The organism is Pseudonocardia sp. Ae150A_Ps1, from assembly GCF_001932315.1.
Taxonomy (GTDB): Bacteria; Actinomycetota; Actinomycetes; order Mycobacteriales; family Pseudonocardiaceae; genus Pseudonocardia.
In genome coordinates, this window is record NZ_MCIJ01000001.1 from 5716993 (window position 1) to 5741928 (window position 24936).

Sequence of the window (24936 nt, forward strand, 5' to 3'; positions counted from 1 at the left end):
CCGGATAGCCTCCCCGCCATGGCCGACGCGACCACGTCCTCGATCCACATCGACGCCCCGCCGGACCAGGTGATGGCGGTCATCGCGGACTTCGAGTCGTACCCGGAGTGGACCGACCAGATCACCGCCGTCGAGATCCTGGACCCGGGCGCCGGGGAGCGGGCGAGGCAGGTCCGCTTCTCGATGGACGCCGGCGCGATCAAGGACTCCTACACCCTCGACTACGACTGGGCGGGTGACGACCGCTCGGTGTCCTGGACGCTGGTCAAGGGCGGGATCCAGAAGGCGCAGGACGGTGCCTACCGCCTGGATCCCGACGGCGGCGGCACCACCGTCACCTACGAGCTCTCGGTCGAGGTGAACTTCCCGATGATCGGGATGCTCCGCCGCAAGGCCGAGAAGGTGATCATCGACGCGGCGCTGAAGGGTCTCAAGCGGAGGGTCGAGAAGAGCTGACACGCCGGTGATCGGTGCCGGTCGGCGGTCACCCACCGGCGATCGATACCCTCCGCTCCGTGCGCGTCGTGCTGTTCACCGGCAAGGGCGGGGTCGGCAAGACCACCCTCGCCGCGGCCACCGCCGCGCTGATCGCGGGCTCCGGCCGGTCCGCGCTGGTCGTCTCCACCGATCCCGCGCACTCCCTCGGTGACGCCCTCGGCACCGACCTCGGCGCCGAGCCCACGAAGGTCGCCGACCACCTGTGGGGCGCCCACATCGAGGCCCGGCACCTGCTCGAGGGCGCCTGGGGCGACCTGCAGGACCACCTGCGCACCCTGCTCGCCGGGGCCGGTGTCGACGAGCTGGTCGCCGACGAGCTCACCGTCCTGCCCGGCGTCGAGGACCTCCTCGCGCTGGTCGAGGTGCAGCGGTTCGCCGACTCCGGCGAGTACGACGTCGTCGTCGTCGACTGCGGCCCGACCGCCGAGACGCTGCGGCTGCTCACCCTCCCCGAGGCGCTGTCGGGCTACCTGGAGCGCCTGTTCCCGGCGCACCGCCGCGCCGTGCGCGGCCTGGTCGCGAACCTCGCGGGCGCCCGCAACGACGGTGGCGGCTGGGACCGCACGGTCGCCGCGCTGGGGGCGCTCGCCGACCAGCTCACCGGGCTGCGCGAGCTGCTCGCCGACCGCACCCGCACCTCGATCCGGCTGGTCCTCACCCCGGAGCGGGTGGTCGCGGCCGAGACCCGCCGCACGCTGACCGCGCTCGCCCTGCACGAGCTGCGGGTGGACGCCCTGATGGCGAACCGGGTGATGCCCGGCCCGCCGCCGTCGCTGCGCGGCCCCGCGGCGCGCTGGCTGCGGGAGCGGGCGACCGAGCAGCAGGCGGTGCTGGGCGAGCTGTCGGAGCTGGGGGCGGACGTGCCCGTCACCGTGGTGCGCTACACCGCCGCCGAGCCGACCGGCGTCGAGTCGCTGCGCGAGCTCGCCCGGTCCGTGTACCACGACGCCGACCCGGCCGGGGCGCCCGAGGACGCGCCGCCGCGCCCGCTGATGGAGCTCCGCCGCACGTCCGGGCACGGGGTCTCCACGGACACCGAGTTCGAGCTCGACGTCGCGCTGCCCGGCGCCCAGGACGCCCCGCTGGACCTCGCCCGCGTCGGCGACGACATGGTCGTCGGGATCGGGTTCTCCCGGCGGGTGGTGTCGCTGCCCTCGGTCCTGCGCCGCTGCGAGGCCACCGGCGCCCGGCTGGAGGGTTCCGGAGCCGCCGCCCGGCTCGTGATCAGCTTCGTGCCCGATCCGGGCACCTGGATGACCTCGTGACGGATGGCTGCGGCGCCCACGCGGGCATCCCGGACGACCTGCGGGTCACCGCACGCCAGGTGCTGGAACGGCTGCGGTCGGCCGTCGAGCCGCTGGCCGCGGCCGGTGACGGCCCGCCCGAGCCGGGCTCGGCCGGTGCCTGCACCGCCTGCCCGGTGTGCGCGGTGCTGGCCGCGCTGCGTGGCGAGCGGGCCGAGCTGGCGGCGAACCTGGCCGAGCACGCCACCGGCCTGATCACGGCGCTGCTCGCGGCGCTGGAGGAGCCCGCGCCGCCGCCGGCCCGGCCCGCCCCCCCCCACGACCGGCACCGCCCGCACGGTGGCCGCTCCGTGCAGCGGATCGTGGTGCACAGGACGTGACCCGCGACCTCACCATCGGGGTCGACGTCGGCGGGACCAGCGTGCGGGCGGGTGTGGTCGACGCCGACGGCGAGGTGCTCGACACCGCCGCCGCGCCCACCCCGCGCACCGACGACGCCCTGGAGGCGGCGATCGCCGGCGCCGTCGACGAGCTCCGCAGGCAGCACCGGGTGCGCGCCGCGGGCCTGGCGCTGGCCGGGTTCGTCGACGCCCCGCGCGGGCTCGTCCGCTACGCCCCGCACCTGTCGTGGCGGGACGCGCCGGTAGCCGAGCGCGTCTCGGCGCGGCTGGGCGGGCTGCCGGTCGTCGTCGAGCACGACGCCAACTCCGCCGCGCTGGCCGAGCGCCGCTACGGGGCGGCCGCCGGGGCGGGCACGGTCGTGCTGATCGCGCTCGGTACCGGGATCGGCGGGGCACTGCTGCTCGGGGGCGAGCTGTACCGGGGCGCGCACGGCGTCGCGCCGGAGCTGGGGCACCTGCGGGTCGTCCCGGACGGGCGGGCCTGCCCGTGCGGCAAGCGCGGGTGCTGGGAGCGCTACTGCAGCGGCACCGCGCTGGCCACCACGGCGCTGGAGATGATCTCGGCCGGTGACGCGCCGGGGCCGTCGGTGCTGGTGCGGGAGGCCGCCAGGGACCCGGGTTCGATCACCGGCAAGCGGGTCGCCGGCGCCGCGCGGGAGGGCGACCCGGTGGGCCGTGCCGCGGTCGCCGACCTCGGGCGGTGGCTGGGGGAGGGGCTGTCGCTGGTGGCCGACGTGTTCGACCCGGACCTCGTCGTCGTCGCGGGTGGGGTGTCGAGTTCGGCGCCGCTGTTCCTCGACGCCGCCCGCGAGCACTACGGCCGGATCGTGACCGGCGCCGGCAACCGGCCGCTGGCCCGGATCCGCACCGCCCAGCTCGGCATCTCGGCCGCCGTCGTGGGCGCGGCGACGCTCGCGCGGGAGGCCACCGGCTAGAGCCGGGACCCGTCGTCGAACGGGTCGGGGTCGTCGCCGCGGTCGGGGGTCCACAGCCGCAGCATCAGCCAGGTCAGCCCGGCCGCGATCAGGACCAGCCCCAGCGGCAGCGGCCAGGTGCCGCCGACGCCGAGCAGGCCCGGGGTGGCGCAGAGCAGCAGGCCGAGGAGGATCAGCCCCCCGCCGACGACGGCGGGCGGGCCCGGCCGGGGCAGCGGTGGCGGCTCGGGCGGGTGGTAGTGGTCGTCCTCGGGCTCGGACGCCGGTCCCGGACGGTGCACCGGCCGGTCACCCGACGGCGGAGTGGACGGCGGCGCGGACTCGGCAGGCTCGGCGCGGTCCGACGGCCAGTCCGGCACCGAGCCCTCGCTGCGCCAGCCCGCGACGATCGACTCGAACTCGTCCTCCGGTCGGTCACCCCGGCCGTGTGCTGGGTCCATGCCCGTTCCTTCCCCGGCTCGTACCGCCGCCCATCCTGTCACGCCCGGACCGTCCGGCCGTCCCTGTGTCGCGGTGCGGGGAGGGGGTGACCACGGCCCCGTTGTGAGGAGCGCGGGACGCTCCGTAGGCTGACGCCGCGAAGTCGGTAGGGAGGCAGCGCAGGGTGCTGTACTGGTGGTCCAAGTTCGTGCTGCTCGGCCCGTTGATGCGGCTGTTCTGCCGACCCGAGGTCCGGGACGCGGAGCGCGTCCCCGCGAACGGTGGGGCGATCCTCGCCAGCAACCACCTCGCCGTCGCCGACTCGTTCTTCCTGCCGCTGATGCTGCCGCGGCGGGTCACGTTCCTCGCGAAGCGCGAGTACTTCACCGAGCCGGGTCTGCGCGGCTGGTTCAAGAAGGTGTTCTTCACCGGCGTCGGGCAGGTGCCGGTGGACCGCTCCGGCGGGTCCGCGGCCCGGGCGGCGATGGACACCGCGGTGCGGCTGCTCGGTGAGGGGAAGCTGCTCGGGATCTACCCGGAGGGCACCCGCTCGCCCGACGGCAAGCTCTACAAGGGCAAGACCGGCGTGGCCCGGATGGCGCTGGAGGCCGGCGTCCCGGTGATCCCGGTGGCCATGGTCGGCACCGACCGGGTCAACCCGATCGGCTCGAAGATGTGGCGCCCGCGCAAGGTGAAGATCGTGATCGGGGAGCCGCTGGACTTCTCCCGGTACGAGGGCATGGCGGGGGACCGGTTCATCGAGCGGTCGATGACCGACGAGATCATGTACTCGCTGATGGAGCTGTCCGGCCAGACCTACGTGGACCTGTACGCCGCGTCGGTGAAGGAGAAGGCCGCGTCGGGCGCTCCGCCGCCCGCGCCGTCCCGCTCGTCCGGTCAGCGGCCGGACGCCCACGTGCCCGACTCCCGCGCCAGCTGAGCACCGGGGTACACAGGTCGGACCATGCGCTTCTTCTACGACTGCGAGTTCATCGAGGACGGCACCACCATCGAGCTGGTGTCGATCGGCATCGTCGGTGAGGACGGCCGCGAGTTCTACGCGGTCTCCACCGAGTTCGACCCCGGCCGGGCCGGCAAGTGGGTGCGCGCGAACGTGCTGCCCAAGCTGCCGTCGCCGTCGTCCCGGGCGTGGATGTCACGCTCCCGGATCCGCGACGAGGTCCTGGAGTTCTGCACCTCGGCCCCCGGCGACGTCGAGCTGTGGGCCTGGATCGCCGCCTACGACCACGTCGCGCTCTGCCAGCTGTGGGGCGCCATGCCCGCGCTGCCGCGGTCGATGCCGCGGTTCACCCGCGAGCTGCGCCAGCGCTGGGAGGACGCCGGCCGGCCCACCCTGCCCCCGCCGCCGCGGGAGGCGCACGACGCGCTCGCCGACGCCCGGCACAACCTGCGCCGCTGGGAAGTGATCGCGGAGACCCTCGGCACGGGGGCCGGGGCTCCCGCACCGGGGGCGCGGGCCTAGTCTGGTCGGCGTGAACTGGTCCGTCGACGCGCCGATCGACGTCCTCCCGGAGCTGCCGCCGCTGCCCGCGGACCTGCGCTCCGCCCTGGACGACGCCCTCTCCCGCCCCGCTGCGCAGCAGCCCGAGTGGCCCGAGCCGTCCCGTGTGGGCGACGTGCGCAAGGTCCTCGAGTCGGTGCCGCCGGTCGTGCTGCCGCCCGAGGTGGACCGCCTCCAGAAGCGGCTCGCCGAGGTGGCGAACGGCGAGGCGTTCCTGCTGCAGGGCGGCGACTGCGCCGAGACCTTCGTCGACAACACCGAGCCGCACATCCGCGCGACCATCCGCACGCTGCTGCAGATGGCCGTCGTGCTGACCTACGGCGCGTCGCTGCCGGTGGTGAAGGTCGGCCGGATCGCCGGCCAGTACGCCAAGCCGCGCAGTTCCCCGGTGGACTCCGCCGGGCTGCCGTCCTACCGGGGCGACATCGTGAACGCGCTGCAGCCCGACCCGGAGGCCCGGATCCCGGACCCGTCGCGGATGGTCCGTGCGTACGCCAACGCCTCGGCCGCGATGAACCTGGTCCGCGGGCTGACCGCGACCGGCATGGCGGACCTGACCAAGGTCCACGACTGGAACAAGGACTTCGTCCGGACCTCGGCCGCCGGGGTGCGGTACGAGGCCGTCGCGGCCGAGATCGACCGGGCCGTCCGGTTCATGGACGCGTGTGGCGTGCAGGACCACAACCTGCACCAGGTCGAGTTCTACGCCAGCCACGAGGCGCTGCTGCTCGACTACGAGCGGGCCATGCTCCGCCTCGACCTCGAGCGTGAGGAGGACCCGGCGACCGGCGCCCCGCGGCTGTTCGACCTGTCCACGCACTTCCTCTGGATCGGTGAGCGCACCCGCCAGCTCGACGGCGCGCACGTCGCGTTCGCGGAGCTGCTGGCCAACCCGATCGGCATGAAGATCGGCCCCTCGACGACGCCCGACCAGGCGGTCGAGTACGTCGAGCGGCTCGACCCGCACAACCGGCCCGGCCGGCTGTCGCTCATCTCCCGGATGGGCAACGACAAGGTCCGCGACGTGCTGCCGGCGATCGTCGAGAAGGTCACCGCCTCCGGTCACAAGGTGATCTGGCAGTGCGACCCGATGCACGGCAACACCCACGAGGCCTCCACCGGCTACAAGACCCGGCACTTCGACCGGATCGTCGACGAGGTGCAGGGCTTCTTCGAGGTGCACCGTGCCCTGGGCACGCACCCGGGCGGCATCCACGTCGAGGTCACCGGGGAGGACGTCACCGAGTGCCTCGGTGGTGCGCAGCGGATCTCCGACACCGACCTGGCCGGCCGCTACGAGACCGCCTGCGACCCGCGGCTCAACACGCAGCAGAGCCTGGAGCTGGCGTTCCTCGTCGCGGAGATGCTGCGCGGCTGACGGCGGCCGGGGTCAGCCCGTGCTGTCCCGGACCGCCAGCCGGGAGGTGAGCGCGGCGACCGGGCCGCCCGGGTCGCCGCCGAGCAACGCGGTGAGCCGCAGCGCCGCTGCCCGCCCCAGCTCCTCGGCGGGCAGCGCCACGCTGGTCAGCGCCGGTGCGGTGACCCGGGAGTAGGGCAGATCGTCGAACCCGGCGATGGCGAGGTCGCCCGGCACGTCCAGCCCCAGCCGCCGGGCCGCGGCGAGCACCCCGTAGGCGAGGGTGTCGGCGGCCGCGACGACCGCGGTGGCCCCGGAGGCCCGCCAGCCCGGCAGCGCGGCGACCGCGGTGTCGGCGGCGGCGTCGAGGGTCAGCCCGGCGGCGACGGCACCGTCGCCCCCGGCACCGAGGACGGTCAGCCCGTGGTCGGCCGCGACGTCGCGCAGCAGGTCGCGGCGCAACGTGAAGGTCGCCGACGGCGTGGACCCGTCCAGGTAGGCCACCGTGCGGTGGCCGGTCGCGGCGAGGTGCCGGACCAGGGCGTGCACTCCCGGCCGGAGGTCGAAGGTGACGGTCGCGGCCCGGTCCTCGAAGCCGGGGGCGTCGAGCAGCACGACCGGCGGCCCGCCCGGGTCGAGATCGTCCAGGAACGACGGTGCCGGCGCGTGCACCAGCAGGCCGGCGGGGCGGAACGCGACGACCCGGCGGACGTCGTCGGCGGTGGGCTGCTCGCCGCCCGGGATCACCGACAGCATCAGCTGGTGCCGGTCGCCGAGCGCCTCCCGGATGCCGGTGGCGACCCGGCCGAAGTACGGGTTGGGCAGGTCCGGGGCCAGCAGCACGACCAGGTCGGTGCGCCCCCGGGCCAGCGAGCTGGCCGCGTGGTCGACGACGTAGCCCAGCTCCGACACGGCGTCGCGGACCCGCTCGGTGATCACCGGTGACACCCGGCCGCGGGACTTGCCGTTCACCACCAGCGACACGGTCGACACGCTGGTCCCCGCGCGCTCGGCCACCATCGCCGCGGTCACCCGCCGCGTACCCCCTGCGGTCATCCGCCGAGCCTACCGGTCGCGACCATCCATCAAACGCTTGACGTCACGCGCTTGACGAGTCAGGGTGGTCACGCCCGGAGCACCCGGGCGACGATCTACGACGAGGTGGGTGCCGCGCATGGCGGAGAAGATCGTCCTGGACTGCGATCCGGGACACGACGACGCGATCGCGCTGCTGCTCGCGCACGGCGACCCGGGGATCGAGCTGCTCGCCGTCACGACCGTGGTCGGCAACCAGACCCTGGCGAAGGTCACCCGCAACGCGCTGTCGGTCGCGACGATGGCCGGGATCACCGGCGTCCCGTTCGCCGCGGGCGCCGACCGGCCGCTGCTGCGGGAGATCGAGGTCGCCGCCGACATCCACGGCGAGTCCGGGCTGGACGGGCCGGAGCTGCCCGAGCCCGCGTTCGGCGTCGTCGGCGCGCACGCGGTCGACCTGATCGTCGAGACCGTGCTGGCGCACGAGCCGGGCACCGTCACGCTCGTCCCGACCGGCGGGCTGACCAACATCGCGCTGGCCGCACGGCGCGCCCCGGAGATCGTGGAGCGTGTGAAGCGGGTCGTGCTCATGGGCGGCGGCGTCGGCGTCGGGAACCGGACCGCGGTCGCCGAGTTCAACATCGCGATCGACCCCGAGGCCGCGGACATCGTGTTCTCCGCGGGCTGGGAGGTCGTGATGGTCGGGCTCGACCTGACCCACCAGGCCGTCGCGGGCCCGGAGGCGCGCGAGGCGATCCGCGCCGTCGGGACCGGCCCGGCCCGCTTCGTCGACGAGCTCCTCGACTTCTTCGCCGGCACCTACCGCGACGTGCAGGGCTTCGACGCCCCGCCGGTGCACGACCCGTGCGCCGTCGCCCACGTCATCGACCCGACGGTCGTCCGCGCGGTGCCGGTGCCGCTCGTCGTCGAGACGACCGGGCGGCACACGACCGGCATGACCGTCGCCGACCTGCGCGGGCCCGCGCCGGAGGGGTGCCGCACGTACGCCGCGCGCGATCTCGACCACGGCCGGTTCTGGGACCTGGTGGTCGGTGCGCTGACCCGGATCGGCGACCCCACCGTCGCCGCACCCGTCGCCGTTCCGGTCGCCGCCCCCGTCGTCGCATCGGAGCAGCCCGCGTGACCGCCACCCGCCGGGGGACGGCGACGCTCGTCGTCGCCGTCCTCGCCGCCTGCGTCGCCTTCCAGCTCAACGCCTCGATGCTCAGCCCCGCGCTGGTCACCATGGCCCGCGAACTGGGCACCGACGACGCCACCGCCGGCCTCTCGCAGACGATGTTCTTCACCCTCGCGGCGATGTTCTCGCTGTTCCTGCCGCGACTGTCCGACATCGTCGGCCGGCGGCGGACCCTGCTCGTCATGCTGGCGGTGATGCTCGTCGGGAGCATCGTCGCGGCGCTCGCGGTGTCGGTCGAGATGCTCTTCGCGGGCCGGATCCTCCAGGGCGTCACCGGCCCGGTCGTCCCCATCGGACTCCTCATGCTGCGCAGCGAGATCGCCGATCCCCGCCGGTACGGTGCGGCGCTCGGACTCATCACCGCGGTCAACGGCGGTGTCGCCGGTGTCGACGCGCTGCTCGGCGGCTGGCTCGCCACCGCACACGGTTTCCGGGCGATCTTCTGGGTGATCGCGGCGACGACGGTCGTGGCGCTCGTGCTCGTCGCGGTGTGGGGAGTGGACTCGTGCCCGTCGGCCGGGACCCGGATGGACTGGCGCGGCGTCGTCCCGCTCGTAGTCTCGGTCGGGGCGCTGCTGCTGGCCTTCGACGAGGCGGGCGGTCTCGCGGACGCGAGGTGGGCGCTCGTCGCGGTGTACGGCCTGGTCGCGGTCGCGTCGTTCGTCGTGTTCTGGCGGCTGCAGGACCGCACCGAGCAGCCGCTGATCGCGACCGCGGACCTTCGCCGCCGCGCGACCTGGGCGACGCTCGGCACCACCCTGCTCACCATGACCGGCGTGTTCGCCGTGGTGAACGGCCTGGTCGCCTCGCTCGCCCAGAACGCTGACGCCGGGTTCGGCCTCCCGGCCGATCTCACCGCGCTGGTGCTGCTCGCCCCGTACGCGCTGGTCGGTTGGGTCGTCGGCCCGTTCGCGGGGCGGATCGCGCCGGTCCTCGGCTACCGGACCGTGCTGCGGATCGGCCTCGCCGGCAGCGTGGCCGCGACGCTGTTCATGGCGTTCGCCGGGGTGCGGTCGTTCCCGATGCTGGTCGTCGCGACCCTGCTGCTCGGCGTCACCTACGCCGGGATCGCGAACATCGTGCTGAACGGGCTGGGCGTCGTCCTGTCCCCGGCGGGCAACCCGGGGATGCTGCCCGGCCTCAACGCCGGTGCGTTCAACCTGGGCGCCGGCATCAGCTTCGTGATCCTGCCCGCGGTGCAGGTGGCGGTCGGCGGGGCGGACCAGGCCGGTACCGCGGGGTACTCGGCGGGCATGCTGGTCGGCGCGGTCTGCACGGCCGGCGCCCTGGCGATGTCGCTGCTGATCCCGCGCCCTGCGGCGGCGGAGACCGCCGACGACCGGACCGCACCCGCGGTGTCGCGGTGAGGACGGAACACGAGAGGACCCGGATGAACGACGTGGTGGTGGTCGGCTCGCTCAACGCCGACCTGGTGGTGCGCACCGAGCGGTTCCCCACGGCGGGGGAGACGGTCGCCGGCGCCGACCTCGTCGTCGGGCCCGGTGGGAAGGGCGCCAACCAGGCCGTCGCCGCCGCGCGGCTCGGCGGGGACGTCGCCATGGTCGGCGTGACCGGTGCGGACGCGCACGGGGCGCTGGTGCGGGACGCCGTCGCCGCGGCCGGTGCGGACGTCTCCCGGGTCGCCACCCGCGACGACACCGCCACCGGCACCGCCGTGATCACCGTCGACGCGGCGGCGGACAACACGATCGTCGTCTCGCCGGGCGCGAACCGGACGCTCACGGCCGCGGACCTGCCCCCGTTCGACGGCGCCGCGGTGCTCACCCTCTCCCTGGAGAGTCCGCTGGAGACGGTGCTCGCCGCGGCGCGTGCCGCCCGGGCGGCCGGGGTCACCGTGCTGCTCAACCTGTCCCCGTTCGGCCCGGTGCCGGACGGGCTGCTGGAGGCCACCGACGTGCTGGTGGTCAACGAGCACGAGGCGGCGCTGCTGGGGGAGCACCCGGTCCCGCGCTCGGTCGTCACCCGCGGGGCACGCGGCTGCGAGATCGACGACCGGGGCACGACGACCACGGTGGAGGCACCGGTGGTGTCCCCGGTGGACACCACCGGGTCCGGGGACGCGTTCCTCGCCGCCGTCGCCGTCCGGCTCGCCGCGGGGGACCCGCTCGCCGGTGCCGCCCGCTACGCCGTGCGGGTCGGCGCGTTCGCGGTCACCGCGGCCGGTGCGCAGCTCCCGGAGATCACGCCCGCGGAGCGGGAGCGGTTCGGCCTGTGACCGCGCCGCCTCAGAGCACGGTGAGGGTGACGGTGTCGCCGGGCTCGGCGGAGTCGCCCGCGGACGGGTCCTGGCCCACCACGCGGCCGTCGCGGCGCCCGAACGGGAAGCTGCGGTCGATCTCGACGTCGTAGCCCTGCGACTCGAGCAGCTCCTCGGCCTCGTCGGTGCTCATCCCGATCACGAACGGCATCGAGGGCGACGACGGCGGCGGCGCCTCCGTGGTCGGCGGCGGGGCCGGTTCGGCACCCCGGCTGGTCACGAGGGTCACCGCGGATCCGCCGGGGACCCGGGTGCCCGGCTGCGGGTCGGTCCGGATCACCGCACCGGCCGGGACGTCGGAGCTGTACTCGTCGGCGCCCGTCGACCGGACCGGGGTGAGCCCGGCCTCCCGGATCGCGGCCTCGGCGTCGGCGACGGCGCTGCCGGCCGGCACGTCCGGCACCGCGGGGCGCCCGGTGGAGACGAACAGGGTGACCGTCGAGCCGCGCAGCACCCGGGTCTCCGGGGCCGGCGTGACCTCGGCGACGAGGTCCGGCGCGACGTCGTCCTCGGCGCGTTCGGTGATCGTCGGGGTGAGGTCGGACTCGGCGATCAGGGCGGTGGCGCGTTCGCGGTCCAGGCCGGCGACGGCGGGCATGGTCGTCCAGCGGCCCGATCCGAGCCACCATGCGCCGGTCCCGGCCAGCGCCGCGAGCAGCACCAGCAGCACCATCCACAGCGCGAAGACCCGGCGGCCGCGGCGCCGCTGGGCACCGAGCTCCGCCCGGGACAGCGCCTCCGGCTCGGCGGCCGGGGTGACCGCGGTGCCGTGCGCGCCGCGGGCCTGCACCCGGGTGCCGTGCGGCGTCGCCTCGGCGGCCGCGTCCGGACGGACCCGCCGCGGACCGGCCGGCAGGGTGACGCCGTCGTCGGGCGGGGGCGGCCCGGGCGGGCGGGGGACGCCGGTGCGGGGCAGACCGAGCCGGTCGGCGACCGCGAGGAGCTCGCGGCGCAGGTGCTCGGCGTCGACCGGGCGGTCGTCGGGGTCGCGGGCGGTGGCCCGGGCGACCAGCTCGTCCACCGCGGGCGGCAGCCCGGGCACGAGGGCCGACGGCGGCGGGACGTCCTCGTTCACGTGCCGGTAGGCCACCGACAGCGGGTTGTCCGCGGTGTACGGCGGCTGGCCGGTCAGCATCTCGTAGAGCACGACGCCGGCGGCGTAGACGTCGCTGCGGCCGTCGGCGCGGCCGGAGACGACCTGCTCGGGGGAGAGGTAGGCCATCGTCCCGAGGATCATCCCGGCGTGGCTGACACCGGCCTCCGCGGCCGCGGTGAGCAGCCCGAAGTCGGCGACCTTGACCTCGCCGGTCGCGGCGATCAGCACGTTCTCCGGCTTCACGTCGCGGTGCACCATGCCGAGCCGGTGCGCGCGGGCCAGCCCGGCCAGCACCGGTTCGAGGACCTGCACGGCGGCCGGGAGGCCGAGCGCGCCGCGGGCCCGCAGCACGTCGCGCAGGGTGCCGCCGTCGACCAGCTCCATGACGACGAACAGGCTGGGCTCGCCCAGCGGCCCGGCCGGGACGGTGCCCCGGTCGTACACGGCGACGACGGCCGGGTGGTCGATCCGGGCGGCGAGCCGCGCCTCCCGGTCGAAACGGGTCCGGAACGCGTGGTCCCCGGCCATCCGCGGGTCCATCACCTTGATGGCGACGGCGCGCTCGAGCCGGGTGTCGGTGCCGTGGTAGACGGTGGACATGCCGCCGCGGGCCAGCACGGGCCCGACGGCGTAGCGGCCGTCGAGCAGCACCGGGCCGGGGCCGTCGGCCACGATCCGCCCGGCGGCCCCACCCGGCGTGCCGGGATCGGCCGGTCCGGACGGTGAGCTCACGCCGGGAAGGCTACTTCAGCGGCGGTCACCGTCCGTGCGGGTGGTCCGGCGTGTGCGCTCGCCGCGACCGCCGGTGACCGGCCCGCGACCCGTGGCGACACGGGCGTGCGGACCGCTGTGGCGCGCGCGGGCCGGTATGGAACAGTGTCCGGCTGTGAGCGAGTCCCTTCCTGCGGCCGTCACCGAGGAGACGCTGACCGTCTCCGAGGTCGCCGAGCGGCTGTCGATCCCTGCCTCCCGCGTCGTCCAGCTGGTGCGTGAGGGCCAGCTGCTGTCGCTGCGCCACGAGCGCGAGGTCGTCGTCCCGGCGGTGTTCCTGGACGGCCAGGACGTGATCCGCGGCCTGTCCGGCACGATCATGGTGCTGCGTGACGGCGGTTTCGAGGACCGCGAGATCCTCGCCTGGCTGTTCACCGAGGACGAGTCGCTGGGCGGGTCGCCGATCGGTGCGCTCAGGGCGGGGCGGCAGAAGGAGATCAAGCGCCGCGCGCAGGCCATGGCGTTCTGACCCTCGCGCTGCCCGGGGGCGGCTACCGCCCGCGCCCGGCCCGTCCGGCCCGCTCGGCCGCGACCTGCATCCCGCGCACCGCGAGCGCGCGCCCCAGCCGGGGGAGCGCCACGGCGGCCCGGCGCCGGTTCGGCACCGCGACGCGCCGGCGCAGCACGTCGTAGCCGGCGTCGGCGATCCCGTCGAGGATCTCGGAGTAGAGCGTCCGGGCCGCACCGACGCAGGCCCGCGACACCGGCTCCAGCATCGGGATCCCCGGGTCGGCGCGGCGGTAGGTGGCCCGCGTGCGGGCGACCAGGTGGGCGATCGCCCGGCGCACCCGGGGATCGGCCCGGCCGGTGCGCCGCGACCAGGCCAGCAGCTCGCGGTCGACGCCGAACGCCGCCAGCTCGTCGGCGGGCAGGTAGACGCGACCGCGGTCGAGGTCCTCGCCGACGTCGCGCAGGAAGTTCGTCATCTGGAAGGCGACGCCGAGCAACGCGGCGTGCGGCTCCGCCTCGGCGCGGGGCGCCACCGTCCCGAGCACGGGCAGCGTCTGCAGACCGATCACCGCGGCCGAGCCGTGCACGTAGACGGCGAGATCGTCGCCGGTCGGGTAGCCGGAGACGGTCAGGTCCATCCGCATCGAGACCATGAAGTCCCGGAACAGCTGCGGGTCCAGCGCGTGCCGGCGCGCGGTCTCGGCGACGGCGACCACCTCGGGGCGGCTGCCGGGCAGCGGCGCACCGCCGAGTGCCGCCTCGAGTTCGGCGTCGAGCGCGTCGAGGCGGATGTGCGGCTCACCGCCACCGGCGCCGTCCGGGTCGTCGACGATCTCGTCGGCGTACCGGGCGAAGCCGTAGAGCGCGTGGATGTCGACCCGCCGTCCCGGCGGCAGCAGCCGGGTGGCCAGGAAGTAGGTGCGGCCGTGCTCGGCGTGCAGGTCGCGGCAGGCGGCGTACGCCGCGCGCAGGGCGGGGTCGGTCAGGCCGGCGGCGTCGAGCTCGACCCGCCCGGCCCGGTCAGCCGCGGCCGGCCGCACCGTCGGGCACCAGGGTGGCACCGGGGACATCGGGACGGTCGCGGCGCAGGCCCAGCGGGTCGGTGCGCACCAGCGACAGCGCCGCCAGCACCCCCACCGCGGCGCACAGCGCCAGGTACGGCCACGCGTAGAGCGCGGTCTCGCCGTTCGGGAAGTAGACGATCATCAGCCACACCGAGCCGAGGACCACCCACTGGAGCCCGCGGGTGCTCCACGCCGCCATCGCGAGCAGGCAGAAGCCCCAGCTCAGGTACCACGGCAGCGTGGTCGGCGACAGGACCGCCGCGAACGCCATGGCGACCGCGGCGCAGCTGATCGCGGCCGCACCGCCCACCCGGGCCCGCCACCACAGCGCCGCGATCACCAGGGCGAGCACGCCGCCACCGATCGCCCGCGCCACCTCGACGAACGCCTGCTCGTTCAGGTCCTCGGCGAACATCCCCGCCACGGCCGCGGCGGCCTGCCCGGCGCCGGTGGACCAGGACAGCCAGTTCACGATCATCGACGGAGCGCTGAGCGCGGGCAGCCAGCCCAGGCCGAACCCGGACAGCCAGGTGCACCCGCCGAACACGACGAGGTACACCAGCACCGACGGGACCCCGGCCCGGACCAGCCGCGACCAGAAGCCGCCGGTGAGCCTCGCGGCCCACACCAGGACGAGGAACGGCAGGATCAGCCCGGCCGAGGCCTTGACCGCCATCGCGAGCGAGGCGACGGCCACCGCCGCGACGAACCGGTCGCGCAGGGCAAGCAGCGCGGCCAGCGGCAGCAGGCCGACGACCAGCAGGTCGTTGTGCACCCCGCCGATCATGTGGACGATCATCACGGGGTTGGCGACGGCGATCCACAGCGCGACCGCGGGCCGCCCGCCCAGCCGGCGGGTCAGTGCCGGCAGCACCGCGATCATCAGCAGCACGCCGGTGACCAGCGAGAGCCGCATGAGGATCACGCCGAGCAGCACGTTGTTGCCGGTCAGCAGGACGACGCCCTGGGCCAGCAGGATGAACAGCGGCCCGTACGGCGCCGGGGTGTCCTGCCAGAAGAAGTGGACGTTGTCGGTGAGGAACCCGCCCATCGCGTCCGGGCCGAAGACGTACGGGTCGTACCCGGCCAGCGGCAGCGCGCCCTGGGCGAGGTAGCTGTACGGGTCCCGGGTGAACATTGGGGGCGTGACCAGCATGGGCAGCACCCACACCGCCGACACGGTCAGCACCGCGCGGCCACCGGTCCGCCGGGCGAGGACCTCGCGGCCCAGCCGCACCCACGCCCAGACCATCAGTGCCAGCCCCGTGTAGATCACGACGGAGGCGAGCATCTGCCCGTGGCCGTAGCGCCAGAACGAGAGCCACGAGTTGCCCAGCACCGGGTCCCGTACCGGGATCCCGCCGCCACCCGGCGCGCCGACCAGCATCAGGACGGTGCCCGCCAGGCCGAGCAGCAGCACGCCGCGCGGCGGGCGGCCGAGCCGGTCGGCGAGACCGGCGGCACGGGACGACCACGTGCCGGCCCGCGGGACGCCCACGTCCCCGGCCGGAGCAGCCGGGACGGTGCCGGCCGGACGGGGGAGCGGGGGCGATGGCTGGGTGGTCATGGTGGTGTCGATCGTCCCACGGGGGCGTCAGCGGACCGTCCGCGACCCCGCACCGTGACCGGCGTGTTCGGCCTCCCGGGGGCCGGTGATCCGCTCGGCCGCGAGCCGTCCCGAGATCAGCACCGGCGGGATGCCGACACCCGGTGTGGTGCCGCAGCCCGCGAGCACCGCGTTGGCCGTACCGGGCACCAGGTTCCGCGGCCGGAAGGGCCCGGTCTGGGGCAGCGTGTGCGAGGCGGAGAACGGCGTCCCGGCGGCCATCCCGGCCCGCGCCCAGTCCTGCGGGGTCCACAGCCGGGTCCAGCTCGGTCCGGTGCCGGGATCGAGCAGCCCGCGGTCGGCCAGCACCCCGAACAGCTCCTCGGCGTAGGCGGGCCCGACCCGTTCCCAGTCCAGGCCCGGGGCGACGTCGGTGTTCGGGCACGGCGCCAGCACGCTGAGCACCTCGCGTCCCGCGGGCTGCAGCGACGGGTCGGTGAGCCCGGGCCGGGTGACCAGCAGCGACGGGTCGCTCATCAGGCGGCCGTCGTCGATGATCTCGCGGAAGGTGCCCTCCCAGGCGGCGCCGAACGAGATCGTGTGGTGGTGCTCCGCGGTCCCGGGGCGCGGTGCGGGGGCCCCGGCGTGCACGACCACCGCCGAGGGCGACCACCGCAGCCCCAGCGGGCGCCGGGGCGCGCCGCCCAGCAGCTCGTAGGCCGCCGGCAGCTCCGGGGTGAGGACGACGGCGTCGCACGCGGTCTCGGTCGTGCCGGAGCCGTCGGCACCGGCGTGCCGCATGGCGGTCACCCGGTCCCCGGACCGCACGAGGCCGGTGACCGTGCGGCCGTAGTGGATGTCGGCGCCGGCGTCGGCGGCCGCTCCGGCCAGCCCGTCGCCCATCGCGCGCATGCCGCCGCGGGGGAACCAGACCCCCGCGACGGTGTCCATGTAGGCGATCACGCCGTAGGCGCCGAGCGCGTCCTGCGGGGCGACGCCGGCGTAGAGCGCCTGGAACGAGAAGATCCGGCGCAGTCGCTCGTCGGGCAGGAACCGGCCGATCCGCCGCCCCAGCCTGCCGAACCCGCCGAGCGCGGCCAGCCGGGCGAGGTCCGGGCCGAGCAGGGAGAACGGCGAGTCCATGTTCGCGCCGATGAAGGAGTCCATCTCGGCGCGGTAGAGGTCGGTCAGCCAGCGGCGCAGTCGCCGGTAGCCGGCCGCCGAGTCCGGTCCGCAGGTCTCGCGGATCTCGTGCTCCATCGCGGCGGCGTCGGTGTGCACCGCGATCGCCGAGCCGTCGGCGAACTCGGCCCGGTAGGCGGGGTCGAGCCGGACGAGGTCGAGGCGGTCCGCCGTCGTCTCGCCGACGGCCGCCAGTGCCGACTCGAACAGCTCCGGCATGGTCAGGACGGTCGGGCCGGTGTCGAGCCGGTAGGTGCCGTGCCCGTCGGCGACGTCGAGGCGTCCGGCCCGGCCACCGGGCACGTCCTCGCGCTCGACGATCGTGACGCGGCGTCCCGCACCGAGCAGGTGCAGCGCGGCGGACAGCCCGGCCAGCCCGGCACCCACCACGACGACGTGGTCGGTGCGGCCCGGGATCCGTCTCACCAGGCCCGCCGGGTGGCGCGCTCGGCCAGCTCGAACAGGTGCGCCCGGCCCGGCTCGGCGACCGGGGCGGCGTCGAGGGCGTCCAGCGCGGACCCGGTCAGCGCCGCGATCCGCTGCTCGACGGCCTGCACCGCCCCCAGCTCGGCCAGCGCCGACCGGGCGCGGTCCAGCGCGTCGTCGGGGAGACCGGGGTCGCCGAGGGCCGCGGTGATCGCCTCGCGCGCGGCCGGGTCGCCGCGCTGCTCGGCCCGTTGCAGGCCGGCCGCGACCAGCAGCGTCCGCTTGCCCTCGCGCAGGTCGTCACCGGCCGGCTTGCCGGTCACCCGGGGGGCGCCGAAGACGCCGAGCAGGTCGTCGCGCAGCTGGAAGGCGACGCCGATGTCCGCGCCGTAGCGGCGGTAGGCGTTCACCACCTGCGGTTCCGCGCCGGCGATCGCCGCGCCGAGGTGCAGCGGGCGCTCCACGGTGTAGGCGGCCGTCTTGAACCGGTCGATCTGCAGCGCCGTGGACTCCGCGGTGTCGCCGGAGGCCTGCGCCAGCACGTCGAGGTACTGACCGGCCAGCACCTCGGTGCGCATCGCCCGCCACGGCTCGGCGGCCCGCCCGTGCGCGCCGTCGGGCAGCGCCGCGGAGTGGAACATGTCGTCGGCCCACACCTGGGCGAGGTCGCCGACGAGGATCGCGACCGCCGCACCGAACCGGGCCGGCGGGCCGGACCAGTCGTTCGCCGCGTGCGTCCTGGCGAACTCGACGTGCACCGTCGGACGGCCGCGGCGGGTGGAGGACGCGTCCATCAGGTCGTCGTGCACCAGCGCGCAGGCCTGGATCAGCTCGAGCGACGCGACGGCGGTCAGCACCGCCTGGGCGTGGTCGGAACCCGGGTCGCCGCCCGCTCCGCGCCAGCCCCACCAGGCGAACGTGGGCCGGAGCCGCTTCCCGCCGCCCAGCACGAAGCCGGCGAGCGCGTCGGCGGCCTGCGCGACGGCCGGATCGACGCCCAGGACGTCGGTGCGGCGCCGGTCGAGGTAGCCGGCCAGCACCCGCTCGACGTGCTGGGGCAGCGCGTCGTCCAGCGGGGTGGCACCGGCCGGGGTGACCTCGGCCCGGCCGGACGGGACGGACGCGGGAGCTGCGGGGTCGACCACGGATCCAGGCTATCGGTGGGGCCGCGACCCCACCCGTCGGCCACCTGACGATCAGCGGTGGCACTCGTTACCCTGGCGCCGAAGTGTGTTCCTCCGCACCGACAGCAGGGGGAGTTGCACGTATGGTCACCTCCGTGACGACGACCTCTGCATCCACGGTGACCGAACGGATCAGTGTCGACCGCCCCTTCTTCGCGGTGGAGTTCTTCCCGCCGAAGGACGATCAGGGCGAGGCGGACCTCTGGCGGGCGATCCGCCGGCTGGAGGTGCTCGACCCGGCGTACGTGTCGGTGACCTACGGCGCGGGCGGCTCCAGCCGCGACCGCACCGTGCGCACGGTCGAGCGGATCGCCAGCGACACCACCCTGTGCTCGATGGCGCACCTCACGGCCGTGTCGCACTCGACCGAGGAGCTACGGCACGTGATCGGCTCGCTGGCCGCGGCCGGCGTCCGCAACATCATGGCGCTGCGCGGCGACCCGCCCGGGGACCCGCTGGGCGAGTGGGTCAAGCACCCCGAGGGCCTCGAGTACGCCGACGAGCTGGTCTCGCTGATCAAGCGGTCCGGGCCGTTCTGCGTCGGCGTGGCGGCGTTCCCGTACGGCCACCCCCGCTCGGCGGACGTCGAGTCCGACACCGAGAAGCTGGTCGGCAAGTTCCGGGCCGGTGCCGAGTTCGCGGTGACCCAGCTGTTCCTGGAGCCCGACGGCTTCCTGCGGCTGCGCGACCGGGTCGCCGCGGCCGGGTTCGACCAGCCGATCATCCCCGGGATCATGCCGCTGACCTCCGAGAAGACCTTCCACAAGGGGCCGGAGCTGTCCGGCTCGCCGCTGCCGGAGGCGCTCGTGGAGCGCCTCTCGAAGTACTCCGGCGACGCGAAGGCGTTCCGGGAGGCGGGCATGGAGGTAACCGGCGAGCTCTGCGAGCGGCTGATCGCCGAGGGGGTCTCCGGGATCCACTTCTACTCGCTGAACCGGTCGACGGCGACGACCGAGCTCGTCGAGCGGCTCGGCCTGGCCGCGCAGCCCGCCGGCGCCGACCGCGCCGAGAGCGAGGCCGTGCTGCCCGTCTGAGGCAGCTGCCCGAGGCGACCATGTGCCCGGTACGTCCGTCCCGACCGCGACGGACGTGCCGGGCACGCGTGCGTGTCCTAGCGGCGGATCGCAGGGTTCCGGTCGCGCCGGGCGAGCAGGACGGCCGCCCCGGCGGCGACCACGACCAGCCCGGCCAGCAGCAGCGACCAGCCCAGTACCGACGGTGCGTTCGGGTCGGTCGAGACGACCGAGGCGTTGAGCTGGGAGACCTCGCCCGGTGCGAAGTTCCAGGTGACGGTGCTGCCGTCGGCATCGCCGTCGCTCTCGACGACCTCGCCGGGGAAGCTCATCGCGAGCCGCACGTCGGAACGGTCCACCGGCATCGTCGTCAGGTCGGCGCGGCCCTGCACCGCGATCCGCTCGCCGACCCGGCGCATCTCCACGTTCGCCCGGCCCCCCGCGTTGCCGCCGAGCGCGTTGAGCTCGGAGACCTCGGCGAAGGTGAGGTCGGTGAACGACGCCTGCGAACCGACGTAGCCGTCCTGGTCGTAGGCCGACACGTCGACCCGGCCCTCGAGCTCCGGCGGCACCGTCATCGTCGGGCCGTCGCCGTCGGGAGCGCCGTCCGGGGTCGCGACCACGACGGTGCCGTCGACCGTGTCGTCGGGCTGGACCGCCATCGCGACCTGGACCCGGGTGCAGCCCGTCAGCGTGATCAGGGCGAGCACCACGAGCAGCACCGCGGCCTTCGACCGGCCCCGGGTACGGCGGCGCGGGACGGCGGCGGTGGTGGGGAACGGCATGCGGGTCATCGTGCCACCCGGCACCGACGGTCCCGGTGTCACGCCGGGTGTGTCGGGTGATCTCTCCCGGGGCCGGGTGACAGCAGCGGGAGCTCCCGGCCGAGGACCGCGAACGGCCGCGGGTCGCCGGTGAACAGGTGCTCGCGCAGGACGTCGCGGAAGCCCGCGCGCCGGTACAGCCGCCAGGCCCGGCCGGGTGCGTCCCGGCCGTACTCGGGGGTGGAGAGCAGCATCCGGGCGCGGCCGGCGTCGCGGGCGAGCGCGTGCAGCAGCTGCTCGCCGATCCCGCCGCCCTGGGCCTGCGGGTGCACGTGGAGCTCGGTGAGCTCGAAGTAGTCGGTCAGCCACTCGGGGCCGACGGTGTCCGGGTCCCCGCGGCGGGACCGCAGCCCGCGCCGGACCTCCTCGAACCACCACTGCCCGGGGCCGCCCCAGTAGCCGTAGCCGATGCCGGTCAGGCGGTTCCGCTCGTCCAGCCAGCCGACGGCGTGCCAGCCGGGCCGGTAGGAGTGCTCCAGCCACAGCGACCGGCGTTGCCGGGCCGTGGAACGCGGATACCCCATGGCGGTCACGTAGACGTCGATCGCCTCGGCCAGCCGGTCGGCGAAGTCACCGCGGGAGAGCCCGACCAGACGGGGGCGGGCCGGTGCCGCGGTCACGGTCCCCACCGCCCGGCGCGGCGGCGGGTGCGCGCGGCGCTGCGGGTGTCGGACTGCATGTCCCCATCACATCACGACCCGGCCGGGTGTGCGGGCCCGGAGTGCGGGGCCGGCAGCACGGGGCCCGCGGGACCTGCGCCGGATGCCCCGTGCCGGGCGGGCCGCCCGGGACCGGTCCGGCCGGTGCCCCGCACCACCCGTCCGCGGGTGCCGGACGCCCGGCGGCCGACTTGACGCCGGATCGAACACGCGTTCTATTGGACGACGTCGAACACGCGTTCGACACCCGGGCGTCCGGCGCGGGGTGGGGGAAGCGCCCCGCCGCCGGACGACCCGGGGACCGAGTCCGGGGAGCGGGAGCCGAGGCCCGCCGACCGGGAAGGGGCGTGGTGGTGTGGGCGGCTTCTCGCGACTGTTCCGGGGGCGGCAGCCGGCGGCCATCGACGTGCGCTGGCAGAACGGTGAGCCGGTCGAGTTCCAGCGACGGCCGTCCCGGCGGGGTGAGCGGTTCCTGGTCACCGGCGTCCGGGACCAGTGGATCGAGGAGTCGCCGTGGCCGTTCCCGTCGCCGATGCCGGTCGGCGGGGACCGGCTGAGCTGCTGGCGGGTGCTCGCCCGCTCGGTGGAGGAGCCGCACGAACCGCCCCGCGAGGTGGTGCTGCGGATGCGTGCCGGTCCCGGGGTCTGGGACCTCGTGAAGCTGAACGACTGAACGCGGGAGGTGCGTATGAGGAGCGGGACGATGGAACTCGACCTGCAGCTGCCGGAGCCCCGGCCCCCGCGGTCCGGGGGTGCGGCGGGGCAGGGTGTCCGCGGGGTGTGCCGGGCCGGTGCGCAGGCGGCTGCCCCCGCACGAGGAGTGGCGGCGCCGTGCGCACGGACAGGGACGGCTCCGGCTGTGCCGCCTGCGCCGCCGGCGCAGGCTCCGGTGCCGGCTGCTGCTCCGGCGGCTTCCGGAGGGCACGGTGGTGTACAGCACGGTGGCGGTCGCCGCGCCGCGCCGCGCCGCGGTCCGGTCCCGCCGTCGCGTGATGCGCTGGCACTGCTCCGGCAGGCGGCCGACCAGCTGGCGCAGGCCCACCACGAGCCCGAGCCGGTGCGCCGCTATCCCGCCGCCTACCTGGCGGCGCTCCGGGCGGGCGCCGCGGTACTGGCGATGCGGGCCCGTCCGCGGCCGCGCCGCGGCGCCCCGCGGGACGTCTGGGGGCTGCTCGCGGAGGTCGCACCGGAGCTGGGGGAGTGGGCGTCGTTCTTCGCGTCCTGCTCGCGGACCCGGACCGCGGCCGAGGCGGGCATCGACCGTCTGGTGGACCGCCGCGCCGCCGACGACCTGCTGCGGCAGGCCGAACAGTTCGTCGCCCGGGTGCAGCTGCTGCTGCCCCGGTGAGGATCAGGCCGAGGCGGCCGGGCGGTCCCGGGAGGCGCTGCGCAGCACCCGTCCCAGCAGGGAGCTGAACACCGCGGAGATCTCGCGGGCCCCGGGGGTGTCCCAGGCCTGGATCGGCAGGCAGGCGCCCTGCGCCTGTTGCACCGCCGAGCGGTCGGGAAGGACGCTGTTGAACACCAGGGGGCCGAACAGCTCGCGCAGCTCGGAGATCCGGAACTCGTGCTCGGTGTTGCGGGGCCGTACCCGGTTCACCAGGACGCCCAGCGGCTGGAGCCGGTCGTTGGAGCGTTCCCGCTCGGTCTGCACCGCGTCGAAGGCCCGCTGGACGCCGGACACCGAGAACATCGTCGGGTCGGTCACCAGGATGGCCCGGTCGGAGGCGGACAGCGCGCTGCGTGTGAGCTGTCCCAGCGACGGCGGGCAGTCCACGATCACCAGCCGGTAGCGCTCCTCGACCAGTCCCTCGCCGTCGTCGGACAGCAGGTCCCCGGCCAGCCGCTGCAGCGCACGGTCCAGCCGGTGCAGCTGTGCCGCACCGGGATCGGGATGGTTGTGCCGCTCGGTCTGCTCGGCGCCGACCAGGACGTCGAGACCCTCGCCCCACGCCGACGGCGCGATCGCACGCTCGACGACCGCGCGGCGCGGCTCGTCGAGGACGTCGGCGACCGTCGCGGTGGTCGGCTCCGGGTCCAGGGCGGTGGTGGCGTTGGCCTGCGGGTCGAGATCGACCACGAGGGTGGACACACCGTGCCGCTGGGCCGCGCCGGCGAGACCGAGTGCGACCGTGGTCTTCCCGACGCCGCCCTTGAGACTGAGCGTGGCGACGACCTGCACACCTCCAACCTACAGGGCGGTCCCGCGGCCGTGTCCCGCGGAGTGGCACCGGTCCACACCGGTGCGCCGGTCCGGCGTGGCCGGTGGTGTCACGGAGGGGGAGCACTAGGCTGCGGGCGTGGGATCGCCGACACGTGAGCAGGCCGGAGCAGCGCGCGGTGCGGCCGTGACCCGCGTGCTGGACAGGGAGATCGATCGGGTCCGCCGCGGGACCGGCAGCGCCCCGCGGGTGCTGGACGTCGGTGGTGGCAGCGGGACCTGGGCGGTCCCCCTGGCCGTCACCGGATGCGCGGTGACGGTCGTCGACACCAGCCCGAACGCCCTGGCCACCCTGGCCCGCCGCGCGGACGAGGCCGGCGTCACCGACCGGATCACCCCGGTGCACGGCGACGTGGACACCCTCGCCGACGTGGCCCCCGCCGACGGCGCCGACCTCGTGCTCGGCCACGGCCTGCTCGAGGTCGTCGACGAGCCGGGCCGCGTCCTGACGGCGCTGGCGTCCGCGGCCGCGCCCGGCGGTGCGGTCTCGGTGCTGACCGTCGGCCGCTACGGGGCCTTCGTCGGCCGGATCACCACCGGGCGGCTGGCCGAGGCCCGTGCGGTGCTCACCGACCCGGACGGCCGCAGCGGCCCGGACGACCGCCTGCTGCGCCGGTTCGACGCCGGGCAGCTGTGCGAGCTCGCGTCCGCCACCGGCCGGCTGGAGGTCGAGGCGCTCCAGGGGGACGGCACCCTCGAGGCGTGGCTCCCCGGTCCCGGCCCGGACGGTGAACCGGCCGGACGGGACGAGCGGGACGAACTGGACGCCCTGGCGTCGGCGGTGCCGGCACTGGGTGAGGTCGCTCCGCGGTTGCATCTGCTCGCCCGGCGGTTCTGAGGCGTGATGCCGACCTCTCCTTGAGGTCGCCGTGCGGCGACCGTCCGTCGTCGTCCGTCGGGCGTTCACCTGCGGTTCCACGGCCGATCGGGTCGCTCCGACCCGCCGAACGTGATCGGCGACACGCCGCGACACGCCGTCCGCTCGACGATCAGCCGTGCGGGTTGGCCGGTCCGGGTGGTCGCCGCACGATTCGCCTCGTACTCTTGGACCCAGACGCCCAGGTGGGGCGCCCGTCGTTCCGATCGGGGCAGGGAAGCCCGGGTCGATTCGGCCTACCGTCCGATTTCGTGTGCCGGAGGTGAAGGCATGCCGCTCTCCGAGCACGAGCAGCGCCTGCTCGAACAGATCGAACGGGCCCTCTACCAGGAGGACCCGAAATTCGCCTCGTCGGTGAGTGGCAGCCGGATGAGCAAGCCGGCTCGTCGGCGCCGGATCCAGGGGGCCGTCCTCTTCGTCGTGGGTCTCGTCCTGCTCGTGGCCGGGATCCCGTTCCAGGTGCTGTACCTGGGCGACATCCCGGTGCTCAGCGTCGTCGGGTTCCTGGCGATGCTCGGCGGAGCCCTCCTCGCGGTGACCTCGATCGGCGCGCGCGGCGGTAACGACGCCGAAGCGGCCGAGGGCGAGGCGACCCCGCCGAAGGACAAGCCCGGTGGGGAGAACGGTGGCTTCACCGACCGGATGGAGGAGCGCTTCCGGCGCCGCTTCGAACAGGAGTGACTCCGGCGGCCACACGGCCGCGACACGAACCCACGGCGGGGCGGGACACCACGG

General features: G+C 75.3%; 26 protein-coding genes. 16 read left to right on the top strand and 10 right to left on the bottom strand.

The genetic code is table 11. The features are described from left to right. Positions 1-18: 18 nt before the first annotated feature. Genes Ae150APs1_RS26935 through Ae150APs1_RS26950 form a run of 4 tightly spaced genes read left to right on the top strand, consistent with a single transcriptional unit; the run spans position 19 to position 3078 of the window. A complete protein-coding gene (locus Ae150APs1_RS26935) occupies positions 19-456 on the top strand; it encodes an SRPBCC family protein (protein ID WP_060572709.1) in 438 nt (145 codons plus the stop codon). Positions 457-515: 59 nt separating this feature from the next. Next, positions 516-1763, top strand: coding sequence for an ArsA family ATPase (locus tag Ae150APs1_RS26940; protein ID WP_249266491.1), 1248 nt, complete (start codon positions 516-518; stop codon positions 1761-1763). Then, positions 1760-2122 carry a hypothetical protein gene (locus Ae150APs1_RS26945; protein ID WP_075301090.1) on the top strand — a complete coding sequence of 121 codons (363 nt, stop codon included), beginning with the start codon at positions 1760-1762 and terminating at the stop codon, positions 2120-2122. Before Ae150APs1_RS26940 ends, Ae150APs1_RS26945 begins: the two co-directional genes overlap by 4 nt. Then, positions 2119-3078 carry an ROK family protein gene (locus tag Ae150APs1_RS26950; RefSeq protein ID WP_075301092.1) on the top strand — a complete coding sequence of 320 codons (960 nt, stop codon included), beginning with the start codon at positions 2119-2121 and terminating at the stop codon, positions 3076-3078. Before Ae150APs1_RS26945 ends, Ae150APs1_RS26950 begins: the two co-directional genes overlap by 4 nt. Here Ae150APs1_RS26950 and Ae150APs1_RS26955 read toward each other — a convergent pair. After that, on the bottom strand, positions 3075-3518 hold the full coding sequence (locus tag Ae150APs1_RS26955) for a hypothetical protein (RefSeq protein WP_075301094.1): 444 nt from the start codon (positions 3516-3518) through the stop codon (positions 3075-3077). The two genes, Ae150APs1_RS26950 and Ae150APs1_RS26955, sit on opposite strands and share 4 nt — an antisense overlap. Before the next feature lie 164 nt (positions 3519-3682). Between Ae150APs1_RS26955 and Ae150APs1_RS26960 the strand changes: the two genes are divergently transcribed. The 3 genes from Ae150APs1_RS26960 to Ae150APs1_RS26970 are packed head-to-tail and all read left to right on the top strand — an operon-like array spanning position 3683 to position 6398. Next, positions 3683-4438: a lysophospholipid acyltransferase family protein gene (locus Ae150APs1_RS26960; protein ID WP_010237167.1), complete on the top strand. Its 756-nt coding sequence runs from the start codon at positions 3683-3685 to the stop codon at positions 4436-4438. A gap of 24 nt (positions 4439-4462) precedes the next feature. Beyond that, positions 4463-4981, top strand: coding sequence for a polyadenylate-specific 3'-exoribonuclease AS (locus Ae150APs1_RS26965; protein WP_010237170.1), 519 nt, complete (start codon positions 4463-4465; stop codon positions 4979-4981). Between the two features lie 10 nt (positions 4982-4991). Beyond that, complete coding sequence (locus tag Ae150APs1_RS26970; RefSeq protein WP_075301096.1) at positions 4992-6398, top strand: class II 3-deoxy-7-phosphoheptulonate synthase; 1407 nt, start codon at positions 4992-4994, stop codon at positions 6396-6398. Between the two features lie 12 nt (positions 6399-6410). Here the strand turns inward: Ae150APs1_RS26970 and Ae150APs1_RS26975 are convergent, their stop codons facing one another. Beyond that, positions 6411-7433: a LacI family DNA-binding transcriptional regulator gene (locus Ae150APs1_RS26975; protein ID WP_075301098.1), complete on the bottom strand. Its 1023-nt coding sequence runs from the start codon at positions 7431-7433 to the stop codon at positions 6411-6413. Positions 7434-7551: 118 nt separating this feature from the next. Between Ae150APs1_RS26975 and Ae150APs1_RS26980 the strand changes: the two genes are divergently transcribed. The 3 genes from Ae150APs1_RS26980 to Ae150APs1_RS26990 are packed head-to-tail and all read left to right on the top strand — an operon-like array spanning position 7552 to position 10846. Further along, complete coding sequence (locus Ae150APs1_RS26980) at positions 7552-8556, top strand: nucleoside hydrolase (RefSeq protein WP_075301100.1); 1005 nt, start codon at positions 7552-7554, stop codon at positions 8554-8556. Continuing rightward, positions 8553-9977 (top strand): MFS transporter, encoded by a 1425-nt coding sequence (locus tag Ae150APs1_RS26985; protein WP_075301102.1) that lies wholly within the window; start codon positions 8553-8555, stop codon positions 9975-9977. Before Ae150APs1_RS26980 ends, Ae150APs1_RS26985 begins: the two co-directional genes overlap by 4 nt. A 23-nt stretch (positions 9978-10000) precedes the next feature. After that, positions 10001-10846: a ribokinase gene (locus Ae150APs1_RS26990; protein WP_060576203.1), complete on the top strand. Its 846-nt coding sequence runs from the start codon at positions 10001-10003 to the stop codon at positions 10844-10846. A 10-nt stretch (positions 10847-10856) separates the two neighbouring features. Here the strand turns inward: Ae150APs1_RS26990 and pknB are convergent, their stop codons facing one another. After that, positions 10857-12716, bottom strand: coding sequence for a Stk1 family PASTA domain-containing Ser/Thr kinase (gene pknB / locus Ae150APs1_RS26995; RefSeq protein WP_139323836.1), 1860 nt, complete (start codon positions 12714-12716; stop codon positions 10857-10859). 154 nt (positions 12717-12870) lie between these two features. On the opposite strand from pknB, the gene Ae150APs1_RS27000 reads away from it, so the two are divergent. Further along, positions 12871-13224 (top strand): Rv2175c family DNA-binding protein, encoded by a 354-nt coding sequence (locus Ae150APs1_RS27000; RefSeq protein WP_337819665.1) that lies wholly within the window; start codon positions 12871-12873, stop codon positions 13222-13224. Positions 13225-13246: 22 nt separating this feature from the next. Here the strand turns inward: Ae150APs1_RS27000 and Ae150APs1_RS27005 are convergent, their stop codons facing one another. From Ae150APs1_RS27005 to Ae150APs1_RS27020, 4 genes are read right to left on the bottom strand one after another with little or no spacing between them, the layout of a single operon-like run. Continuing rightward, positions 13247-14245, bottom strand: a complete 999-nt coding sequence (locus tag Ae150APs1_RS27005; RefSeq protein WP_249266492.1) for a phytoene/squalene synthase family protein — start codon at positions 14243-14245, stop codon at positions 13247-13249. Beyond that, a complete protein-coding gene (mptB, locus tag Ae150APs1_RS27010) occupies positions 14226-15836 on the bottom strand; it encodes a polyprenol phosphomannose-dependent alpha 1,6 mannosyltransferase MptB (RefSeq protein WP_075301106.1) in 1611 nt (536 codons plus the stop codon). The genes Ae150APs1_RS27005 and mptB overlap by 20 nt, the downstream gene beginning before the upstream one ends. 27 nt (positions 15837-15863) lie before the next feature. Continuing rightward, entirely contained in the window at positions 15864-17423 is a 1560-nt protein-coding gene (crtI, locus tag Ae150APs1_RS27015) for a phytoene desaturase family protein (protein WP_075301108.1), read from the bottom strand. Then, a complete protein-coding gene (locus Ae150APs1_RS27020; RefSeq protein WP_249266597.1) occupies positions 17420-18484 on the bottom strand; it encodes a polyprenyl synthetase family protein in 1065 nt (354 codons plus the stop codon). Before Ae150APs1_RS27020 ends, crtI begins: the two co-directional genes overlap by 4 nt. A gap of 218 nt (positions 18485-18702) precedes the next feature. Here Ae150APs1_RS27020 and metF point away from each other — a divergent pair, with 218 nt between their 5' ends. Further along, positions 18703-19641 (top strand): methylenetetrahydrofolate reductase [NAD(P)H], encoded by a 939-nt coding sequence (metF, locus tag Ae150APs1_RS27025; protein WP_227012646.1) that lies wholly within the window; start codon positions 18703-18705, stop codon positions 19639-19641. Between the two features lie 77 nt (positions 19642-19718). Here the strand turns inward: metF and Ae150APs1_RS27030 are convergent, their stop codons facing one another. Then, positions 19719-20405, bottom strand: coding sequence for a DUF3153 domain-containing protein (locus Ae150APs1_RS27030; protein ID WP_010231349.1), 687 nt, complete (start codon positions 20403-20405; stop codon positions 19719-19721). A 38-nt stretch (positions 20406-20443) separates the two neighbouring features. After that, complete coding sequence (locus Ae150APs1_RS27035) at positions 20444-21064, bottom strand: GNAT family N-acetyltransferase (RefSeq protein ID WP_075301110.1); 621 nt, start codon at positions 21062-21064, stop codon at positions 20444-20446. A 394-nt stretch (positions 21065-21458) separates the two neighbouring features. On the opposite strand from Ae150APs1_RS27035, the gene Ae150APs1_RS27040 reads away from it, so the two are divergent. Both Ae150APs1_RS27040 and Ae150APs1_RS27045 read left to right on the top strand, forming a co-directional pair. Further along, positions 21459-21776 carry a hypothetical protein gene (locus Ae150APs1_RS27040; protein ID WP_010231343.1) on the top strand — a complete coding sequence of 106 codons (318 nt, stop codon included), beginning with the start codon at positions 21459-21461 and terminating at the stop codon, positions 21774-21776. A 216-nt stretch (positions 21777-21992) separates the two neighbouring features. After that, positions 21993-22451 (top strand): SAV_6107 family HEPN domain-containing protein, encoded by a 459-nt coding sequence (locus tag Ae150APs1_RS27045; protein ID WP_249266493.1) that lies wholly within the window; start codon positions 21993-21995, stop codon positions 22449-22451. Positions 22452-22454: 3 nt separating this feature from the next. Here the strand turns inward: Ae150APs1_RS27045 and Ae150APs1_RS27050 are convergent, their stop codons facing one another. Beyond that, positions 22455-23285: a ParA family protein gene (locus tag Ae150APs1_RS27050; protein WP_010232151.1), complete on the bottom strand. Its 831-nt coding sequence runs from the start codon at positions 23283-23285 to the stop codon at positions 22455-22457. 118 nt (positions 23286-23403) lie between these two features. On the opposite strand from Ae150APs1_RS27050, the gene Ae150APs1_RS27055 reads away from it, so the two are divergent. Together Ae150APs1_RS27055 and Ae150APs1_RS27060 are read left to right on the top strand one after the other, a co-directional pair. Continuing rightward, positions 23404-24162 carry a methyltransferase domain-containing protein gene (locus tag Ae150APs1_RS27055; RefSeq protein ID WP_249266494.1) on the top strand — a complete coding sequence of 253 codons (759 nt, stop codon included), beginning with the start codon at positions 23404-23406 and terminating at the stop codon, positions 24160-24162. A 309-nt stretch (positions 24163-24471) separates the two neighbouring features. Next, entirely contained in the window at positions 24472-24882 is a 411-nt protein-coding gene (locus tag Ae150APs1_RS27060; RefSeq protein ID WP_075301114.1) for a DUF3040 domain-containing protein, read from the top strand. Positions 24883-24936: the final 54 nt, after the last annotated feature.